At 60.8% G+C, this 20,202-nt stretch carries 20 protein-coding genes and 1 pseudogene; 5 read left to right on the forward strand and 16 right to left on the reverse strand.

What is annotated here, in order from left to right:
- Positions 1 to 27: 27 nt before the first annotated feature.
- The 3 genes and pseudogenes from GK109_RS00625 to GK109_RS00635 form a co-directional block, all read right to left on the reverse strand.
- A pseudogene (locus tag GK109_RS00625) lies at positions 28 to 737 on the reverse strand (IS256 family transposase); the annotation flags it as partial.
- Positions 738 to 1,154, reverse strand: coding sequence for a hypothetical protein (locus GK109_RS00630; protein ID WP_157238309.1), 417 nt, complete (start codon positions 1,152 to 1,154; stop codon positions 738 to 740).
- Between the two features lie 15 nt (positions 1,155 to 1,169).
- A complete protein-coding gene (locus GK109_RS00635) occupies positions 1,170 to 2,216 on the reverse strand; it encodes a LacI family DNA-binding transcriptional regulator (protein WP_197432370.1) in 1,047 nt (348 codons plus the stop codon).
- Between the two features lie 651 nt (positions 2,217 to 2,867).
- Here GK109_RS00635 and GK109_RS00640 point away from each other — a divergent pair.
- The 5 genes from GK109_RS00640 to GK109_RS00655 all read left to right on the forward strand — a co-directional run bounded on the left by GK109_RS00640 (position 2,868) and on the right by GK109_RS00655 (position 6,784).
- Complete coding sequence (locus tag GK109_RS00640; RefSeq protein WP_157238311.1) at positions 2,868 to 3,818, forward strand: nucleoside hydrolase; 951 nt, start codon at positions 2,868 to 2,870, stop codon at positions 3,816 to 3,818.
- Complete coding sequence (locus GK109_RS22270) at positions 3,811 to 4,713, forward strand: MFS transporter (protein ID WP_370460294.1); 903 nt, start codon at positions 3,811 to 3,813, stop codon at positions 4,711 to 4,713. The genes GK109_RS00640 and GK109_RS22270 overlap by 8 nt, the downstream gene beginning before the upstream one ends.
- A 23-nt stretch (positions 4,714 to 4,736) precedes the next feature.
- Entirely contained in the window at positions 4,737 to 5,282 is a 546-nt protein-coding gene (locus GK109_RS22275) for an MFS transporter (protein WP_370460295.1), read from the forward strand.
- 100 nt (positions 5,283 to 5,382) lie between these two features.
- Positions 5,383 to 6,393, forward strand: coding sequence for a ribokinase (locus GK109_RS00650; protein WP_370460296.1), 1,011 nt, complete (start codon positions 5,383 to 5,385; stop codon positions 6,391 to 6,393).
- A 118-nt stretch (positions 6,394 to 6,511) separates the two neighbouring features.
- Entirely contained in the window at positions 6,512 to 6,784 is a 273-nt protein-coding gene (locus GK109_RS00655) for a hypothetical protein (RefSeq protein ID WP_157238312.1), read from the forward strand.
- A 107-nt stretch (positions 6,785 to 6,891) separates the two neighbouring features.
- Here the strand turns inward: GK109_RS00655 and GK109_RS00660 are convergent, their stop codons facing one another.
- From GK109_RS00660 to GK109_RS00720, 13 genes are all read right to left on the reverse strand, one after another.
- Positions 6,892 to 8,028, reverse strand: a complete 1,137-nt coding sequence (locus GK109_RS00660; RefSeq protein WP_370460297.1) for a glycerate kinase — start codon at positions 8,026 to 8,028, stop codon at positions 6,892 to 6,894.
- Positions 8,025 to 8,963, reverse strand: a complete 939-nt coding sequence (locus tag GK109_RS00665) for a ribokinase (protein WP_157238313.1) — start codon at positions 8,961 to 8,963, stop codon at positions 8,025 to 8,027. Before GK109_RS00665 ends, GK109_RS00660 begins: the two co-directional genes overlap by 4 nt.
- 40 nt (positions 8,964 to 9,003) lie before the next feature.
- A complete protein-coding gene (locus GK109_RS00670; protein WP_157238314.1) occupies positions 9,004 to 9,771 on the reverse strand; it encodes an SDR family NAD(P)-dependent oxidoreductase in 768 nt (255 codons plus the stop codon).
- A 17-nt stretch (positions 9,772 to 9,788) separates the two neighbouring features.
- Positions 9,789 to 10,916, reverse strand: a complete 1,128-nt coding sequence (locus GK109_RS00675; RefSeq protein ID WP_157238315.1) for a Xaa-Pro peptidase family protein — start codon at positions 10,914 to 10,916, stop codon at positions 9,789 to 9,791.
- On the reverse strand, positions 10,910 to 11,839 hold the full coding sequence (locus GK109_RS00680) for a polysaccharide deacetylase family protein (protein ID WP_157238316.1): 930 nt from the start codon (positions 11,837 to 11,839) through the stop codon (positions 10,910 to 10,912). The genes GK109_RS00675 and GK109_RS00680 overlap by 7 nt, the downstream gene beginning before the upstream one ends.
- Positions 11,839 to 12,624, reverse strand: a complete 786-nt coding sequence (locus tag GK109_RS00685) for an SDR family NAD(P)-dependent oxidoreductase (RefSeq protein ID WP_157238317.1) — start codon at positions 12,622 to 12,624, stop codon at positions 11,839 to 11,841. Before GK109_RS00685 ends, GK109_RS00680 begins: the two co-directional genes overlap by 1 nt.
- A gap of 82 nt (positions 12,625 to 12,706) precedes the next feature.
- Complete coding sequence (locus GK109_RS00690; RefSeq protein ID WP_157238318.1) at positions 12,707 to 13,657, reverse strand: nucleoside hydrolase; 951 nt, start codon at positions 13,655 to 13,657, stop codon at positions 12,707 to 12,709.
- 32 nt (positions 13,658 to 13,689) lie between these two features.
- Complete coding sequence (locus GK109_RS00695) at positions 13,690 to 14,472, reverse strand: carbohydrate ABC transporter permease (RefSeq protein WP_197432371.1); 783 nt, start codon at positions 14,470 to 14,472, stop codon at positions 13,690 to 13,692.
- Positions 14,473 to 14,620: 148 nt separating this feature from the next.
- Entirely contained in the window at positions 14,621 to 15,535 is a 915-nt protein-coding gene (locus GK109_RS00700; protein WP_157238320.1) for a carbohydrate ABC transporter permease, read from the reverse strand.
- An 11-nt stretch (positions 15,536 to 15,546) separates the two neighbouring features.
- A complete protein-coding gene (locus GK109_RS00705) occupies positions 15,547 to 16,707 on the reverse strand; it encodes an extracellular solute-binding protein (protein WP_157238321.1) in 1,161 nt (386 codons plus the stop codon).
- 262 nt (positions 16,708 to 16,969) lie between these two features.
- Entirely contained in the window at positions 16,970 to 17,926 is a 957-nt protein-coding gene (locus GK109_RS00710; RefSeq protein ID WP_157238322.1) for a nucleoside hydrolase, read from the reverse strand.
- Positions 17,923 to 19,401 (reverse strand): amidohydrolase family protein, encoded by a 1,479-nt coding sequence (locus tag GK109_RS00715; protein WP_197432372.1) that lies wholly within the window; start codon positions 19,399 to 19,401, stop codon positions 17,923 to 17,925. Before GK109_RS00715 ends, GK109_RS00710 begins: the two co-directional genes overlap by 4 nt.
- Positions 19,394 to 20,113 carry a FadR/GntR family transcriptional regulator gene (locus tag GK109_RS00720; RefSeq protein ID WP_157238324.1) on the reverse strand — a complete coding sequence of 240 codons (720 nt, stop codon included), beginning with the start codon at positions 20,111 to 20,113 and terminating at the stop codon, positions 19,394 to 19,396. The genes GK109_RS00715 and GK109_RS00720 overlap by 8 nt, the downstream gene beginning before the upstream one ends.
- Positions 20,114 to 20,202: the final 89 nt, after the last annotated feature.

The following is a 20,202-nucleotide window of genomic DNA, read 5'->3' on the forward strand; positions in this document are numbered from 1 at the left end:
CATTAACGGTGTATCCGGCGGTTTCTTTTAGTAGCTTTCAGCTGCCGGGAATCGGTCGCTGAAAGTGATGGCGAAGGCGTTCAAAGCTGGCTCCAACGCACGGCCCATCGGGTCTTGCCGGCACCGGTCGGATCGAGGGATCGGGTGACCAGATACAGGCACTTTAGCGCAGCCTGCTCGGTGGGGAAATGACCCCGGGCCTTGACGGCGCGCCGGTACCTGGCGTTCAGGGATTCGATAGCGTTGGTCGAGCAGATCACGCGCCGGATTTCCACGTCGTAGTCCAGGAACGGGATGAACTCCTCCCACGCGTTCTCCCAAAGCCGCACGATCGCCCCGTATTTCCTGCCCCAGCGCTCCGTGAGCTCCTCAAACGCCGCCCTGGCCGCCGCTGCGTTCACGGCGGTGTAGAGGGGCTTCACATCGCGTTTGAGCGCGTCCCAGTCCTTCTTCGAGGCCAGCCGGAAGGTATTCCGGATCAGGTGGATAATGCAGGTCTGGACCGTGGTCAGCGGCCAGACGTTGGTGACGACTTCGGGCAAGCCTTTGAGTCCGTCGCAGACCAGGAAGAAGGTGTCCTTCACGCCGCGGTTCTTGAGGTCGGTGAGCACGCGCATCCAGAATTTCGCGCCCTCGCCGCCGGTGCCGGCCCACAGGCCGAGGATGTCTTTCTCCCCATCGAGGGTGACGCCGATGGCAGCGTAAATCGGGCGGTTGGCGACCTGCCCGTCGCGGATCTATATTCCGTCAAGCGAGGTGTCTGAGGCGCACGTTGGATTGCTCAGCCAGGGACTTGTACATAGTGCGACGTCGATACCGGCGGTGAGCATCTCCTGAATGGCAGCGAGTGCGCCTTCAACTGGCAGCATGCCTGCGAAGAAACCCGGTTCATCGAGGACGCTGGCAGTTGCGTGTTGCTCCTCGAGCGTGAGACCCGCAAATAGATCGAAGCTTTCCCGTTTCCCAGCTTCGGGGATGGCAAGGTGGGGAAACAGCCGTCTATGAGAGGCGACGAAATGCTCTTCCCATCGACATAAAACCTCGTCCATATCCACCAACACGACAGGAGCTCGCCCGTGTGCTTCCTCAAATCTTTCTACCACTGCCGCGAGTGCACGGTTCATGGGGCTGACCTTCTTTTTGTCGACGAGCATGTGTCTGATTGCCGATTATTCATCACAGGGATCTGCTGAATTTCCGGGCAGGAGTGCCGTGGTGCCGCCTACCTGCAGACGTGGCTTGAACTGTTTATTGACGAATATGGACGGGATGTCTCCATGGATGCGGTGAACAAGGGCCTCGATTGCCGCGCTTGAGATCTGTTCCAAGGGCTGCTTGATCGTCGTCAATGACGGTTCCACGATTGTTGAAAGGACAGTCCCGTCGAAGCCTGTCACCTTGGTCTGGCGGGGGACGTCGACGCCTTCTCTTCGAAGTTGTCCATAGGCACCAAGTGCAATCAGGTCGTCACCGCAGACGATGGCGTCCGGGATTGGATCTTGAATGCTCATTGCCTGCGTGCCTGTTTCGTAGGTGAACTGGTGACGGTAACTTCCGACGAGATCCAGTCCCACCGCGCCAGCGGTTTCCTGGAAAGCTTCGGCCCGTTCCGTCCCCGGGGTCGTCGCATCGTCGCCTCCGACGAACTGGACAGTGCGGACTCCCTGAGCTGCCAGGTGCTCCGCGATGAGCGTCATCCCGGCTCTGTTATCGACGCCAACGTAGTCGGCAGTATCCTCCCCTGCGCGGCGGTCCAGCTGCACGAGCGGAACTTCTCCAGCCGTGGCAGCAATGGCAGCGGCCGACTGCCCATAGCAGGCAGGAACAACTAGGATTCCGTCGACTTGTCGGGCCAGCAGAAGCCCCAGCCGCTGCTCTTCTGCTTCGGTGCTGGCGTGGGAGTCGGCCACAATAAGCTGGTACCCCTTCTCGTGGAGGCCGGATTCCACCGCGCGAATAAGCTCGGCGAAGAACGGGTTCTCGATATGCGGTACAACCATTCCCACTGTGTTCGAGCTGCCGCGACGCAGGGCCTGACCAATTACGTTCGGCTTATAGCCCAGTCCGCTTGCCACGGCCCTAACATGCAGGATTGTTTCCAGCGATACGCGGCCGCGGCCGGTCATAGCCCGTGAGGCTGTACCGACGGAAACACCAGCAGCAATAGCCACATCATTCAAAGTCACGGCCGGCATGCTTCCTTGATTCCTTTCCAAGCGTTCAATCTCGTCGGCCCCGGCCCCGGCCCCGGCCCCAGCACCGATCCGCCGCAGACCTTCAGGCGGGCTGAAAGGAGGATACAAAGCGTGGGCGTCCATCGGAGAGGTGAGGCCTTCTCTGGACTTTTCGGAGGCTTGGATCAGGCTTCCCCAGGGACCCGTTTGACAGCATACCCCGCCATCCTTACGCTTATAAAGCGCTTGCGTAATCGATTACGCAATGAGACAATGAGGTAGCAGATGGTAGAGAAAATGACGGCAGCACCGCACAGCCCCTGGTGGCTGAGGGGGCTGGCTGCGGCGCGGCACACGACGCCGGAGGTAGCGCCGAATGCGGCCTTCACCTATCGCAAGAGCACGAGCTTGCGGGCCGTCTAACTCACCCGAAGCCTGCGGACACGTATCCACCGCTACAAACCGGTGCCACGGCCCGGATCGCCCCAGGGATTGACCGAAAACAAGCGGCACGCCACTCATCCCAGACAGAAGAACCTGTCCGGGTTAAAGGGCTTCAATGCTTTGGAATGCCCGGTAACGCACCCATGCCGTTCCACATCCCCCAACTGATGTCTCCCCCAGCTCCGGCGCGCCCCCATGCTTGCCCACTCACCCATCACTGCTGATGACAAAAACAGAAAGAGGAAAACAATGACCAAGATCATCCTGGACTGCGATCCCGGACACGACGACGCAATTGCACTGATGCTCGCCCACGGAAACCCGGACGTGGAACTTGTGGCCGTAACGACAGTGGGCGGCAACGCCGTGCTCGAGAAGACGACCAAGAACGCCTTGGGCGTACTGACGATCGCGGGAATCACCGGTGTACCGATCGCTGCCGGCTGCGCGCGCCCCCTGATGCGCGAAGGCGAAGACGCCGACGTCCACGGCGAGTCGGGCCTGGACGGTGTAGTGCTGCCTGAACCTGCGATGGAGCTCGACCCTCGTCACGCTGTTGACCTCATCATCGACACCATCATGGAAGCCGAACCGAAGACCATCATCCTCGTCCCCACCGGACCCCTGACGAACATTGCGATGGCCATGCGGAAGGAACCGCAGATCATCGAACGCGTCAAAGAAGTAGTTCTGATGGGCGGCGGCGTTCACGTTGGGAACTGGTCTGCAGTTGCCGAATTCAACATCAAGATCGACCCTGAAGCTGCGGCAATCGTGTTCGACGCTCCATGGGAGGTCACGATGTGCGGACTGGACGTCACCCATCAAGCCCTTGCCACCGACGAAGTAGCCGAGCGCATCAAGGCCCTTGACACTCCCCTGTCAGAGTTCGTTCTCGGACTGTTCGGCTTCTTCCGCCAGGCCTACCACGACGCCCAGGGCTTCGATTTCCCCCCGGTCCACGACCCGGTGGCCGTGGCCCGCGTTATCGATCCGTCCATTGTTGGAACGGTCCGTGCACCTATCGTCGTCGAGACCAGCGGCGATTACACGCTCGGCATGACCGTAACGGAGCTGCGCCCGGCACACATCCCCGCCGACTGCCACACCCAGGCGGCCATGACCCTCGACGCCGATCGGTTCTGGGACCTCGTCATCGACGCTATCGCGCGACTTGGCAAGGACAACTCAGATGGCTAAGGGCGTCGAGGATACTCTGGAACGAGCAGAAACCCGGCTCGGTCCCCACGAAGTGCTGGTTGCGGGCCAAATTGTTGTCCTGAAGCGCAAGAGCACAGCGGCGCTGATGTTTGCCTTGCTGTCTCCCTGCTTTGCCTTTCAGCTCAACGCCTCGATGCTTTCACCGGCCTTGAAAGGAATGGAAACGCAGCTGCATGCAACAACGGCGCAAATCGGCCTTACCCAGACCGCATTTTTCGCCTCTGCAGCAGTCTTCTCCCTGTTCCTGCCCCGGTTAGCTGACCTTCGCGGCCGCCGTCGAGTGCTCAGCCTCATGCTCCTCATCACCGGAATCGGCTGCGTGGTAAGTGCCATGGCGCCCAACGTCACATGGTTGTTCACCGGCCGCATCATTCAAGGCGTCGCAGGCCCCGTCGTGGTCATGTGCCTGATCCTTTTGCGCACACACGTAACCGATCCCAGGAAGTACGCACTGCTGCTCGGCATCATCACCTCCGTCAACGGCGGAATCGCCGGCGTCGACGCCATCGCGGGCGGGTGGCTCTCAGAAAATTTCGGGTTCGCCTCCATCTTCTGGTCCATGGCCGTTGTTGCCGTTTTTGCAGCCTTGGCGCTGCAGCTCATGGCGAACGAATCCACTGTGGCGGATCCGCCGCCCATGGACTGGATCGGCACCATCCTGCTCGTTGTCACGGTCGGCAGCCTCTACCTCGTCTTCAACGAACTGGCTTCCTTGAAGCGCATCAATTGGGGACTGATTGGGTTTCTGGCAGTGATGGCCGTGACCGCTTTTGTCGCCTTCTGGAAGACCGAGTCCAGAGTTACCCATCCCCTGATGACGATCAAGTACCTTCGAAGCCGCGCTACCTGGGTCTGCTGCTCACGACGCTGTTGACGTTGACCGGCGTCTTTGCTGTGATGAACCAGATCGTCCCGGCCATCGCACAGGATACCGAGTCAGGGGCGGGTCTAAGTGCCTCGCATGCTCCATTCGTGACGCTGACGCCCTATGCGCTGGCAGGACTGGCGATGGGACCCGTTTCCGGATACCTCGCGGGCAAGTTCGGGTACAAACGCGTCCTGCAGGTCGGGCTGTTCTGCAGTGTTGTCGGTGTGATGCTGACCCTGGCTCTGATCAAGTCGGACAATCTGCCGCTCCTGACCGGGATATCGATCCTGGTCGGAATCGCCTACGCCGGCATGGCCAACATCATGCTCAACGGACTGTGCGTGATCCTTTCACCTTCGGATAACCCCGGCTACCTGCCGGGCCTTAACGCAGGTGCATTCAACCTCGGGGCAGGGCTGTCATTCGTTGTGCTGCCCCTCGTTCAGACTGCCCTTCACGAACACGGTGGAGTTGAAGCCGGATACACCGGAGGCATCAGTACTGGTGCAGCCATCCTCCTGCTGGCCTTCGCCGCCAGCTTCCTGATTTCGAAACCGCAGGACAACCGCGGCTAGCCTGCGGATCCCAACTCCGTGCGGGCGGCGGGGACTGTTCGTGTCCCCGCCGCCCACCCATCTCTTCCCAGCGACTATCACACAAAGGAGCGTGCCCAGCGTGACCCCAGTGGCCTCTCTGCCCGCCGAAATTTATCTGGCCCGGGCACTGGAACATATTTATGGACGAGTCACTGTGGTCGGCTCGGCCAACGCTGATCTCACCCTTCATACACACACCCTGCCCCGTCCGGGTCAGACGGTCATTGGCACACCGGTTCGGGTCCTTCCCGGAGGCAAGTCCGCAAACCAGGCGGTGCAGGCATCACTGCTGGGAGCCACCGTCAGGTTCGTTGGCGCTGTTGGCAAGGACCATTACGGTAAATTGCTATGGACATCCATGCACCACGCCGGCGTGGTCCTGACAGACTGCGTGCAGTCGTCCAAGGAAACCGGCACCGCAGTGGTTGTCGTTGACGACAGCGCAGAAAACACCATCGCTATTTCCCCCGGGGCCAACAACGACGTCACCGACATCCTGGTCAACTACCATGCAGATGCCGTAAGGCAAGCCAATGTGCTCGGCCTGTGCTTGGAGACACCGGTAAGCGGAGCACTGGCCGCCGCCCGACTTGCCGCGGCCAGCGGCACTCTCGTTCTTTTGAACCTCTCCCCGTATCGCAGTGTCCCGGCCGAGCTCCTGCGCCTGACCGATGTGCTGATCGTCAATGAGAACGAACTGGCCGACCTGCTCCCCGCCAACCTCGCCGCGGGGCTGCATGACTTTGACAGGAACGAACAGGACATGATTGCCGCCGGCTTGTCGCAACTGGGCATTGAACAGGCTGTCATCACTCTCGGATCCCGCGGTTCCCTCGTCATCGAAGGCACCAGCACCACAGTGATTCCTGCCGTCCCCACCGACGCCATCGATACCACCGGCTGCGGTGACGCCTTCTTCGGTACAGTCCTGGCGGCGATGTCCTCCGGAACTCCGCTCCTGGAGGCCTGCCGTTTAGCCAGCTGCGTAGCAAGCATTGCTGCAACCGGACACGGCGCACAGGCCAGCTACGCAGACCGGGCACGAACAGCGGCCCAGCTGACGTCCTTGTCCAGTCTGCAGATCCAATGAAAATCAACATGATGCAGACAGCGGCGGGCTGTTCCGCCCAAACTGCTCAGGCTGAGTCGGATTGCCGCAGAGAAAGTGCAGGCAGTCACGTAATCCTGGGATTTCCGGGGCGAATAAAATGATTGAACTTGTCGCCAACGTAGTTGGCTGGGCGGGGACCATCGCGTTGCTGCTTTCCTTCGGGCTCCTCACCGCTAAACGCATTGAATCCGACGGTTACCAATATCAGGCACTCAACGCCGTCGGCGCGTTCCTCCTGGCGATCACAACAGCACAAGCCCACGCCTGGTCCGCCGTGGCTTTAATTCCATCTGGTCCATCGTCGCTTGTGCAGGGCTGTTACGTCCCAAAAAGGAACGGCCAGCACCGAAACCCGAAAAGGTCACTTTAGATGCAAGAGCCGCCGGCGGAGGCTAAGTGTCTCGGTGCTGTCGGCACCGCAGCCGTTAGCAGTTAGCTTGTTGTCCCCGTCCCGTCCGGCCCGCGGAATTGCAGCTGTCACGACTTGGCTGCAAAGCTGGAGGCAAGTTCGGCACCAGCGATTCTGAGATACGTCTCCGGATCGGCCATGGCCGAGCCAGTATCCCCTGCGAGATCCGATAGGGACATGGCGCACGAAAATCCTTCCGTTTCCGAGGCGATGGCGCCGGCAACCAGGGCGATCGGCACACCAAACGCAGCGGCCGTATGCCGCAATTTGCCCACAACCTTTCCGAGGTGCGACTGGTGATCGAACCGCCCTTCCCCGGTGATCACGAGATCGGCATGTTCGATGCGTGAGGGAAGGTTAAGGAGTGAGGCAATTTCTTCGGCCCCGGACTTCACTTCCGCGCCCCACACCATGAGACTGAAGCCAGCCCCACCGGCGGCCCCGGCGCCAGGCGTTTGAGGATCGATATCGAATAGCGCCGCGAAATGCTCCAGTGCGGCATCCATGCGGGTAATGACTTCCCCGGAAGCGCCTTTCTGAGGTCCAAAGACAGCCGCTGATCCGTTCGGCCCGGTGAGCGGATTAGTCACATCCGTCAGGACTACCACACCGTTCTCGGGCAACGTCACAACCGCGGACGCATCAACACGTACGGCATCTGGCAATCCCCGGTTCCCGGGACGGATCGGTTCGTCATTTTCATCAAGGATTCGGTAGCCCAGTTCCTGCAGCACCCCTGCACCGCCATCTGTGGCCGCACTTCCACCGATAGCCAGGATAAGCCTTGAGACTCCCGCCTCCAGGGCCGCAACGATTGCCTGCCCGAACCCGGTGCTTTGGGCATCGAGGGGACTTAGGCTCTCCAGCAGGGTTATGCCGCTGGTCGACGCCAGCTCCACGACCCCTGTACTTCCCCGGGCCCCGAATGCCGGCGGCAGGTAAAGCCATTCGGCTTCAACAGTCTTGCCGCCGGGGCCTATAACGCGGATCGGCCGGCGGTCAGCTGTCGGGAATACCGATTTCAGCGCATCGATGGTGCCTTCACCGCCGTCGGCCATGGGCGCCAACTGGACGTTGTCCTGTCCACGGACGGAGGACCAGCCGAGGGCAAGATTGCTGGCCACAGCCTCCGCGGTCGCTGAACCTTTGAAGGAATCGGGGGCGATGAGAATCCGCGCCGGCCGTGAAGCCGTATGCGGGCTCACGGTTGTGGACTCGCTGCCGAAAGTAGGGTCTGGAAATCAGTTCGCCTCCCATAAGAGGCCTGAGCGCCCCGGTGCTGGGCAGCCCATGCTCCCGCCAGGGCCCCTGTCATGGCCGCCTCAACCAAGGTGCAACCAGCCGCCAGTTCAGCAGCGACGGCGCCCATAAAGGCGTCTCCACATCCTGTGGTATCAACTGCCTTAACCTGAACGGCGTCGATGCAGGTTACGAAGGCTGCCTGGTCCCCCGGTTCAAAGACCACCGCCCCCGTCTTGCCTCTGGTCACTATTGCGTATGTGGGCCCGAGGTCCAGGATTCGACTTGCGTAGTAGTCCCACCCTTGACTCAGGTCCTGCTCCCCCAGGAGCGCGAGCATCTCGCCTTCATTGACGATCAGCACCTCAACGTTGGCAAGAAGCTGTGCGGGAAGTGCCTGCATGGGAGATGCGTTGAGCAGGAATGGTGCGCCGGCGGACGCGGCTCGTTCGGCGACGGAAATCACTGTTGGAAGGGGCACTTCGAGTGCCATCACAACAATCGGGGCGCCTTCGAGGTCCATGTCAGGGACGTCAGCAGATGTGAGGGTCGCGTTGGCGCCAGGGGACACGATGATCGTGTTTTCGCCGTCCTGGTTTACTGCGATCAGCGCTGCGCCGGTGCTTTTGTCAGGGCTGCGTCGTACCCGGGAAATGTCGACGCCTTTTGCTGCGGCCTCAATAATGAGGCGGTCACCCAGTTCGTCTGCACCCACGACACCCACCAGACTTACGTCCGCTCCGAGGAGCGCCGCCGCTGTTGCCTGATTAGAGGATTTGCCGCCGGGTTCTGTCCTTAAATCGGTCCCCAGAACGGTTTCGCCGGGGGAAGGGAATCCCCCGACTGTGGTCGTGAGGTCGGCATTCATCGACCCCACGACCAGTACTTTCACCTCGGGCATCTGTCATTCGCCTTTCTGTCTAAGAACTTCGATGGACCAATCAGGAAACCGGCATGAAGACAGTCAGCCCGCCGTCAACAATCAGTTGCTGCCCCGTGACGTAGCTGGCTTCTTCGCTGCTGAAGAACCTCACGGCGTGTGCTATCTCTTCCGGGCGTCCTACTCGGCCGATCGGGATCTTCGTTCCTGCTGTTTCAAGGCCTTCGCGGCCGAATGAATTTGTGCTGTCCTGGGTCTGCGCCGTGTCGATTACCCCTGGAATGACCGAGTTGACCCGAATTCCACGGGGGGCCAGCTCTACCGCGAGGGCCTTGCAGAGGCCCAAAACTCCTGCTTTGGCCGCCGTGTAGTGGGCGTGGTCGGCCCACCCGTAGACGCCTCCGGAGATGGAAGAAATGCCCACCAGGGCGCCGCCGTGGTCCATGCGGGAGGCGGCGCTGCGGAAGAGGCGCATGACCCCACCCAGGTCGACCGACATCAGGTCGTTCCAGGCCTCGTCGGTGAGTTCGTGAAGCGGGTGCAACCGGACGATTCCTGCGTTGGCGACTGCTATGTCAAGGCGCCCCCATTCGTCGACCGCGCGCTGGGCGAAGCTATCCACCTCGTCGGCGCTGCGTACGTCGAGTTCGTGGACGACGCCTTCTCCCCCGGCTTCTTTAACTAGGTTGAGGGTCTCGTAGGGGTCATGGGGATCGCCGGGAAACGAGCCGATGACGGATCGGATTCCTGCCTTCGCAAAAGCCACTGCGGTGGCTCGGCCGATGCCGCTCGCGGCACCTGTGATGACCGCGGTCTTGAAATTTGTCATGGTTCCTTCTTGGGTGGTTACTGGTGTGAGCGGCTGATCCGCCGCAGTGTTGTGGGGTAATGGGACAAGGGGACACCGCCGGTTTCACTGACGACGTAGGTGTTGGCGACCCCCGCTGACTCCTGCCCGCCCTCACACACAAGGCTCGGGTGCAAGGCGATGGCCTCGCCGTCGAGCAGTGTCCACGCGGACCCGTTGGTGATGGGTAGGGGTATCTCATCCAGACCAATGCAGTGTCCGAATCCGATGGTGTGACGCCCTTGCCTGGCCAGGAATCCCGCGACGGCGCTGGCCTGGTGTCCGCCACGGAGGTAGCTGGCGGCACCGTCAAGAGCTTTCACGGTCTGGTCGGCGAGCATGAGGCGCTGGGTGCTCACGTCGCCCAGGGCGAACAATGCACCGAGTTCGACCCAATGCCCATCGGCCGCGGCGGTTTCGATGAAAACGGTGACCAGGTCCCCGTCCAAGATTGGCCTGTCGGCGGGGTGCTGGCCATGGAAGTCGTTCGCGGCGACATGGATGATGTCAAAGAGCGAGCCGTGGGAACGCAGATAGTGCGCGATGGCACCGGCGACGTCTGCTTCGGTGCCGTCGCTCCGCAGCCGGTGTGCTGCAGCTTCCATTGCGCCCTCGGCCCTGGCCATGGAACGGCGAAGCTGCTCTGTCTTAGTCGTCTCCGGTTGCCGGCGCAGTGATTCCAGAATGCCGAAGGCGTCGATGACCTGGGTCCCGGGCCCCAGGTCCGCAAGGATGCCGTCGTGGTCTTTATGGAGCAGACCATTCTCATCGGAGGCGGCCAATCCAACAGTCCCGGGACCTGTGGCTGCGGCAATTTCCTTATACAGCGTTGCCTCGGGGCCTTTGCCCGGGGTGCGGACGATAACTCCAGGTGCAAGTAAGTGGTCCATCAGGACGTAACGGGCAGCCTGGGCCGAGGATGCGATCACCTCCGGCACACCTCCCCGGGCAATCACAACGAACAATCCCTTGTTACTGGGAATGTGCCCGATGAGGTGTGCGATGTTGCCGTAATGAGCAACCTGTCCTCGCCCATGGACGACCAATGCGTCCAGCCCCTCGCTTTCGAGCGTTTCCCACACCGCCTGCCAGCGCGCCTGGTACGGAACCTGTTCGCCGGTCAGCAAGACGCGCGCAAACTGTCGACGAGCGGGAAGTCGTGGTGGTGTGTGGACCACCAGTCTGCGATGTCGTTTCGCCGGGCGAACCAGACGCCGCCCTTGTGCTGGGCGTAGGTGATGAACTCACGCAAAGCCGACGTGCGGGCGGCCTGGCCAACGAGCCTTGGGTGCAGCCCGATGGACATCATCTTGGGGAAGCCACGTTCGCCTTCGAGCCACAGTTCGTCGAAGGCACGTTTGATGTAGTCCAGGAACTCCGAGGGATTTTTGGACCCCTGGGAGTCGTTGTAGGTCTGGGAATACGGTACGACGAGGTGCTCCTTGCCGTTGACCGTGGTGAAGTACGGAAGGTCGTCGTTGTAGGCGTCGCAGTCAAAGGCGAAGCCTCCTTCCTCGACGACGAGCTCACGGGTGTTCACGGAGGGTCCGTACCGGCAGTACCAGCCGGTGGGCCGGCTGCCCCATGTCTTTTCGAAGGATTCCACGGCCAGGCGGATGTGTTCGCGTTCCTCATCCCGGCTCAGGCGCCAATGTTCTTCCCATCTCCAGCCGTGTGAGACGAGGTCATGTCCGGCCCGGCTGGCGCAGGCGGCGACGGCGGGATTTTTCTCAAAGGCCACCGCGCAGCCGAAGAAGGTTGCAGGCACGTGAAGCTCATCGAAGAGCCTCAGGAGCCGCCAGATGCCGGCCCTGCTCCCGTACTCGTACATCGATTCCTGTGCCAGGTCGCGAACGTGCGCCGGAAACCGGTAGCCGGAGTCGCCCAGCACGTCGTTCTCGCAGTCTCCTGCAGCGTAGGAGTACTCGGAGCCTTCCTCGTAGTTCACGACAATGTTGACTGCGATGTTGGCATTGTCCGGCCAGGTGACTTTCGGGATGTGCGCCCCGTAGCCGACCAGGTCACGAGGGGGTCCTGTAGGCGTTGTCATCAGTACGCCATCCATCCGCCGTCAACCAAGAGGTTATGTCCCGAGATGTAGCTGCAGTCATCTGATGCCAGGAACAGGGCTGCGCCTGCCACGTCTTCGGCCCGGCCCAGCCTTGGGAAGGGCGTGCGGGACCGTGAGTACTCGAGGACAGGGTCGGTCATATCGACCTCGCCGGGATGGGTGCCGGTGATGATTCGGCCCGGGGCGATGCCGTTGACGATGATTCCATGTTTGGCATAGTCGACGGCGAGCTGCCGGGTCATCTGGATCATTCCGCCTTTGCTGACTGCATAGGCGAAGAAATCAGGCGGACCGACGAGACCATGTTGGGACGCGACGTTGATCACCCGGCCGCGGACTTCACCGATGGGCTCCTGGTCCATCATTTGACGGATGCCGCGTTTACAGCTGAGAAACTGCCCCCGGAGGTTCACGTCCATGAGACGGTCCCAGTCTTCTTCACTTGTGTCGAGTACGGAGGAGGAGAACACCAGGCCGGCGTTGTTGACCACGATGTCCAGACGTCCGTACTCGTCAACGGCGCGGTTCACGAGTCTGTCGACGGCCGCGGCGTCCGAGACGTCAGTCTGCTGGAATACCGCGGTCCCGTTTTCGGCCGTGATCAGGTCGGCTGTGGGTCTTTCGTCGTCACCGCTCCAGATGGGGTCTTCCCGGATGTCGCTGACCACGACATTCGCCCCCTCGCGGGCGAAGCGGAGTGCGATGGCCCGCCCGATTCCGGAGGAGCTTCCGGTGACGATTGCTGTGCGGCCTGCGAGGCGCATGGGGTTAAGCCTTTCTTTTGGCGAGCAAGGGGTGCCGTCCCGGCCTGCCGAGGCGCAGGCCGGGACGGACGGGGTGTGTCAGCTAGCTGACTTGCTTGATGGCGTCGATGATGAGGTCCCAGAAAGCGTCGAAGTCCAAAGTGGTGGCTGCGAGGTTGTTGAAGGGCAGGCCGTAGGCTCCGAGAAAGTCGGTAACGGTTTCGCCGTAGGTCCATTTACCCTGTGTTTCGACAGCGATGAAGGCTTCTTTCACGCCGACAACGGAGGGGTTGATGACGCGGGCGACTGCACAGGCATCGTGGATTGGCGGGTAGGGCATCTTCCACACGGAGTCGTAGTTTGCGCCGAAGAAGTCGAGCCATTCGACCACTACTTGGGAAATGGGTGTTCCGATCGCGCGAATCCGTTCCTTCACCTCAGGGGTGGCGACTGCCTGGTGAGTCAGGTCCAGGCCGACCATTGTTACCTGCCACTCTGCGGCGAAAACGGCTGCGGCAGCTTCGGGGTCCGCCAGGATGTTGAACTCGGCCGCGGGCGTGGCGTTTCCCTGGGTGTACGCCCCGCCCATGAGGACGACTTCCTTTACACGGGCAATGATTTTTGGTTCCAGCCGCATGGCCAGGGCGATGTTGGTCAGTGGGCCGGTGGGAACGAGGGTGTACTCGTCCTGTTCCCCTGCCATGACGAGGTCAATGATGAGTTGTGCGGCGTGGCGGGGATCGAGCTCCATCGCGGGTTCCGGCAGCTCCGGGCCGTCCAGCCCGGAGACACCATGGACGGATCCGGCGATCACTTCGCCGTCGGTGATCTGTTCGCGCACCAGGGGGAATTCGGCGCCGGCGGCGATCGGGATGTTCGTAGCGCCGACCAGTGTGGCTACTCGTTGTGCGTTATAGGTTGTTTTTGCCAGGACCTGGTTGCCTGCCACGGAGGTGATGGCGGCCAGTTCAACGTCAGGGTTTCCCTGTGCGAGGAGGATAGCGATGGCGTCGTCGTGCCCGGGGTCAACGTCGAGGATGATTTTCTTGGTCATTTTTTAGCTCCTGGAAGGTATTTGTATCGGGCTTACTTCAATCCGGTCCGGGCGAGCCCGGGGATGAAGAGTCGTTGAAGGAAGATGAACAGAATTAGCAGGGGGATGGTGGCCACGGAGGCTCCCGCGAACGTCAGGCCCCAGTTTGGCAGTGCCCCGGGAGACACGGACTGGGCGACGGCGACCTGCACGAGCGTGTTCTCTGTGCTCTGGATGGCCACGAGGGGCCAAAGGAATCCGTTCCACGAGAACAGGAAAATCATCAGCACAAACGTGACCAGGTCCACCCTGACTACAGGGAGAATGACTGACCAGAAGATCCGGAAGTGCCCGGCGCCATCGAGTTTGGCTGCCTCGTCGAGTTCCAGGGGAACCGCTTCGAAGGACTGACGGAGCAGGAACAACCCGAACGCGCTGGCGATCCAGGGAACGCCGACGGCGAGAAGGGTGTCCTGCAGGCTCATGGCGGAGATCAGCTGGTACAGCGGGACGACGAGTGCTTCGGCCGGAAGCATGAACGTGGCAAGTATGACTGCGAACACCGCGTTACGGCCCTTGAAGGCGATTCTGGTCAGCGCGTAGGCCGCCAAGGTACACAGTATGAGTGAGGCCACCACCTGGAATGCTGCGACCAGGAACGAGTTCAGCAGGGCGCGGCCTACGCCCCGGTCAACGAACAATTCTTGGAGGTTCTCAAAGGTCACGGCGAGTGGGACAAACGTCTTCCAACTAAGCGGACTGATGTCCGCGAAGATGCTCGATTGGCTCTTTAGGCCTGAGACGAACATCCATTCATAGGGCAGGACGAAAGCCATCAGAATTGCTATGACGACGACCGTTGTCCAGATCCGCTGCCATAGCCGGACGGGCACGCGACTCCGGCCGGTCCTATCGTCGTTTCCGCGCGTGCCGTCCCCGGCTCCGGCGTCGTCCGACACGCGTTGTGATGTCAGCTGTGTCATCTCAGTAGTCCCATCGGGTTCGGAGAAGTCTCATTTGGATGAGGCTGATGGTGATGGCTCCGACCAACAGCAGAACCGACAGTGCTGAAGCGAAGCCCGGGTCCTGCAGCGTGAAGGCCTGTTTGTAGATTTCGTAAACGAGCAGGTTGGTGGTGCCTCCCGGGGCGCCTTGAGTCATGACGTAGGCCGGCGTGAACGACTGAAGCGCAAAGACAGTCATGATGACCACGACCATGACCGTCGTCCTGGACAGCAGCGGGATCACGATCAAAAACGTCCGCTTCAGCCCCCCAGCGCCGTCGAGGACCGATGCCTCCATGACGTCCCCGGGAATGGACTGCAAACCGCCGAGGTAGAGGATGGCGGCCATCCCAACTTGCTGCCAAACACTCATGATGATGATCGACGGCAAAGCCAAAGCCCGGTCGGTTAGGAACGAGGCGGTACCAAGCCCCAGAGAATTCAGGACGGCGTTGACGAGTCCTTCATTGGCCAGCAGGAAATTCCACAGGGTAGCGACAACAACGGATGAGGTGATAACCGGGAGGAACACCGCTGTCCGAAGAATTCCCCTGCCTGGAAGGGGCTGATTGAGATAAGTGGCCAAGAGGAAGCCCAGCGGAATGATCAGGACAACCATTCCGACCGCAAAGATCAGCGTGACCCCTATAGTTTGAAGGGCGGCTGGATCGCTGAAGATCCGGGCGAAGTTCTCCAGCCCCACGAACGTCTGCAGGTCCGGGTTGATAAGTGTGTAACTGAAAAGGCTGTTTTTGATCAGGAGTGCAACAGGGGCGTATTGAAATATTGCGAGGATGATGAGGAACGGGGCCAGGAAGCCGGCCGCGACGAGTAATTCCCGCCGCGACCGCTTCCTTCCAGTTCCACGAACGGGCCTCGTCGTCGTGGATAACATGGATGCTCTCCTTATCGGGACATCAGCGGCGTCAGCTTGGACACAGCCTGGTCCAGCTCGCCCTCGGGATCGCCGCCATAGGCGATGTTTTTCAGCGCGTTCTCAACGATCTGGCTGTACTGGGAGAAGTGCGTAGTGGGCGGCCGCGGCTGGCCCCACTTCTCCAGCTCGTTGTAGAACAGACTCTGCGGGGGCTCCTGGAATTCCGGCAGGTCTTTATAGACGCTGTTCAGCGTGGGGAGACGGCCGTTTTTCTGGTTATATTCCTTGGCTGCCGAACCCGTGCTCACGGCAACCACAAACTTCGCGGCCGCATCTGCCTGCTTCGATTTCGCGGACGCCGCAACAGTGATCGCACCCGTATGAACGATCGGGGTCTTGATGTAGGGCAGCGGTGCCACACCCCAGTCGAAGGACACCTTCGCGTCCTTCAAGGGCTGGACCTGCCCCGCGTGGAACATGTCAAAACAGGCTTTGCCGTCCAGGAATGCATTGGGCCGCCCGGTCTTGGAAGTGACCGCCTTATCACCGTTGTACAGGGACTGATAGAAGCCGGCCGCTTTAACAGCTTCGGGCGTGTTCAGCCAGCCGTCCACCTCTTTACCATCAGGAGAGATGGCGTAGAAGGTCTTGTACGCTGACGAATCACTGGGCGCTTTAGGGTCACCGGCGCTGCGAAGATACAACAGGTCGCTGTAAACCGGCCCGGGTGTGCCCGAACCCAACTGCGTCGGGGCGAGCCCGTAAACCGTTGGGTTGCCAGGTGTTCCCTGTTGGCATTTGAGCATGGCATCGCGGGCCTGTTCCCAGGTCCAGGCCTTATCCAGGGTCGTGGGGACGGTGATGCCGGCCTGGTCAGTCAGGGTCTTGTTGTAGTACAGGCCTAAGGCGTCCTGCTGCACGCCCATGGTGTAGACCTTGCCCTCGTAGCTGCCCTCTGTGAGGGTTGCCGGCAGGACATCATCCTTCCACCCCTCAGGCAGATACTTGTCGAGGGGAAGCAGCACGCCCTTGGACGCATAGTTCGCGGTCTCCGGCATGTCATAGCCGTAAATGTCTGGCGCGTTGGCCGAGGAGCTGAGGACACTCACCTTGTCGGCATACTGGCCGAACGGCACATCGGTGACGTCGAAGGTGACGCACCCGTTGGTCTTGGTCGTGTAGTCGGCCATCTGAGAGTCGGTTGGCACGTTTGTGGTGGACCGTAGAACCTTGAGTTTGGCTGACCCGTCGGGGCAGTTGGCGCTGGTGGCCGGGGAACTGGGTGAGCAGGCAACCACGGATGAGGCCAGGGCCCCAATCGCAAGTGTTGTAAGGATCAAACGGCTTGTCCGCCGTCGTGATGTAAAGTTGGTGTACAAAGTAACTCCTTGTTTCTGGCGTGGGAGGGTGTTCGTTTCCTAGGCATTCACCCTCCGCGTGGGGACTAGCTGCTTATCTCCCTTCGTTCAATGCCTCGAAAAGAAGCTTGTTGAACAGGTCCGCGTCCGCGCCCAGAGCCACAAAAGCATTGGGTTTCTTGCGCGTGCGTGAGGCTACATCGACAAATGTTTTGCCGAAAGCCAGTGGGCTGACCGTGTCGACGGCGACGTGGTACGGCGCCAGGTCGACTACCGCCGGGTCTAAGAGGTACGCGATGCAAAGAGCATCATGCACGGGAGCTGAGTCCGGTTCGTCCTGAGGCTGGGTTTCGTTATAGCCACGGATTCGCTGCTCGACAATGTCTGCAGCCACACCCGCGGCCGGAGTGCCGATGGCCCGCAGGGCCGCGGTATGGCGCAAGGACATGTTGGCTTTATGGGTTGCATCCAGGGGCACCAGCACGACACGTTCGAGACCTGCCTGCAGGACGACGTCTGCCGCGACCGGATCATGCCAGATGTTTGCTTCGGCTGAAGCCGTGACGTTACCCAGGGCATGGGCCCCGCCCATGATGACAACCTCATCGATCGCCTCGATGATCGTGGGGTCCAGAGTGATGGCTGCTGCGATGTTCGTCAGTGGTGCCACTGGCACCAAGGTGATCTGCTCCGTGGTTGCCCGGAGAGTTTCGACCAGCCATTCCACTGCCGGCTGCTGGGATGCCTGTCGAAGGGTGGACGGCGCCGGGAAATCATGGGGATGAATGACTTCCCGCTCGCTGTCAACGTGATCTTCGAAGAGGAACGGGATGGGTGCGTAGGGCCTCCCGAGTCCCCGGAACACCGGAATGTCCTGGCGGCCGATCAGGTCAAGAGTCCGCAGTGTGTTCTCTGTCGTGGTGTCAACGTCGTGGTTACCCCATACGGTGGTGCAGGCGATCAGATCCAGCGACCGGGACTGGGCCGCCAACATGATCGCGATCGCGTCATCGGTTCCTGTGTCGACATCAAGAATCACTTTCCGGGTCATGCCAGGAGCTCCTCTTTGTTGAATCGGGTGATCATGGTTTGTGTTCCGCCGACCGCTGGTGCAGCCAGAAGCGGGACGGCGTCGAGCTGGGCTTTCGAGAAGAGTTGGCGTCCAATCGGCCCCGGATCGTGAAACCCATCATCGTCAATAACGACGCGTCCTGCGCTGATCACTGTTGTGGGCCAGCCCGTAAACTCTGTGCCCTCGTACGGCGAATAGTCAGAGTTCATGTGGTGCGTCTTGGCGCTAATGACCTTGGTCATTGTGGGGTCGAGAATGACCACGTCGGCATCCGCGCCAGGGCCTATCCAGCCCTTGGACCTGAGGCCGTTGAGTACCGCAGGGTTTGTTGAAGACATCGCCACGAAGTTTTCAACACTCATACCACCGCGCACGACGAGCGTGTCAAAGGACACCGTCATGCGGTTTTCGACACCAGGGAGGCCGTTGGGCATTGAGGTCACGTCATGGGAGTATTTTTCCTTCTGTGAACTCGAGTAGCAGCAGTGATCAGATCCCAGGGTGTGGACCATGCCCCTGATCGTCCGGTCCCTCAGTCCAGTCATCGCGGTAGCGGAGCGGATTGGCGGGCAGCAAACGAAAAGTTCCGGTCTCCCGCTTTCGTAGACGCTGTCATCCAAGGTGATGTAGTGCGGGCAGGTTTCCGAGTAGGCGCGGACGCCCCTGGACCTGGCATCCGCAACCAAATCCACAACATCCGGCGTCGTCTGGTGCACAAAGTAGACCGCCGCTCCAGTGCTTGCCGCAAGCCCCAAGGCCCGGGTGACGGCAGCAGCTTCAGCTGCTTCGGGGCGCGTTAGGGCGTGGTGCCGGGAGTCGCCCCGCCCATTCTCCCGCTCGTAGTTTTGCGCCTCCTCGACCAGATGATTCTCCTCGGCGTGAATGATTGCCACGCCACCGAGATCGGCAAGAACCTCCATAACTTTTTCGATGGTGTCGAATCCGGCCATCACCCCGTCACGGTAAGTGGTGAACATCTTGACCGTCAGGACACCGAGTTCAGCCAATGACAGGAGTTGATCCCGCGTGGTGTTGTCCCAAGCAACAACACCACCATGCAGGGCCAAATCTGTCCGGGTATCCTGTGCTGCCTTGCGCTTCTCGTAAACAGCCTGCAGCGGGTTTTGGCCTGGTTCCGGGATGGCGAAGTCAATGATGGTGGTAGTGCCGCCCCACAGAGCGGCAATGCTTGCCTGAGCGTGAGAGTCCAGCATGGAGAATTCACCGAGCACCTGCCCGACGTGACAGTGCGGATCGACGCCGCCGGGCAGAACCAGCTGACCTGTCGCGTCGATCTGTCGCTTGTGAGGCGGCAACGGCGCATCGGGGTCCAGGATCCCTGCGATGCGGCCGTCTCTAATGAGGACGGTGCCCTCGGTGGATCCGGAGGCGTTGACTATAAGGCCGTCTGTAACAACAAGGTCGAAGGGCGTAAGGATGGTTTGGTCAGGCACCAGTGCCAGCTCCGTTCATGAAAATGGCACGGTCAAGGTGCCCAAGATGATTCCGCATGGCCTCGGCTGCGGATACAGGATCGCCGCCGCGGACTGCTTTGAGGACGGCACGGTGCTCGTCGACTTGTATTTGCCGAGAAGCCGGGTCCGGCAATCCTTGCTGGTTGACGAGAACCCACAGTGGATGCGATTCGACGTTCACCAGCTGCTCGATAATCCCGGAAAGGATTGAATTTCCGCACCCCGGCGCCAGATCCGAGTGGAACTGCAGCCCCAAGGCAACAAACTCGGCAACCCCAGTGGAGTCCTCCACCAGTTCGGCCTGGCGATCCAGATACCGCTCCAACGTGGATATCCGCTCAGGTGTAATCCGGGTCGCGGCGAGGCTGGCGGCCACGGGCTCAATCGACAGGCGCGTCTCAATCAGCTCCCGCGGAGGGACATCGAGGGGGGAGCCGTCCGCCCCGCCTACTCTAGCGGCCCGCCGCACGAAAGTTCCGTCGCCGTGGCGAACTTCAATTGCCCCCACAAGCTCCAAGGCCAGAAACGCTTCCCGCGCCGTCGGCCGAGAAACCTGGTATTGGGCAGCAATGTCGGTATGGGCCGGTAACCGTTCCCCGGCCGCGTACTCGCCGCTGGTAATGGCCATCAACAGATCCTGGGCAACATTCAAATAGCGGCGCTGTCGACTGGACTCATCTGACGTGTTCATACTCACACTCTAAACGTCTGAGGAGTACTATGCAAGAGGTAAGACTTCTAGGGCAGATGGTTCTAGGACGAAGAGGAAAAGTGAGATGT

Source organism: Pseudarthrobacter sp. GA104 (assembly GCF_009741265.1).
In the GTDB taxonomy this organism is placed as follows: Bacteria; Actinomycetota; Actinomycetes; order Actinomycetales; family Micrococcaceae; genus Arthrobacter.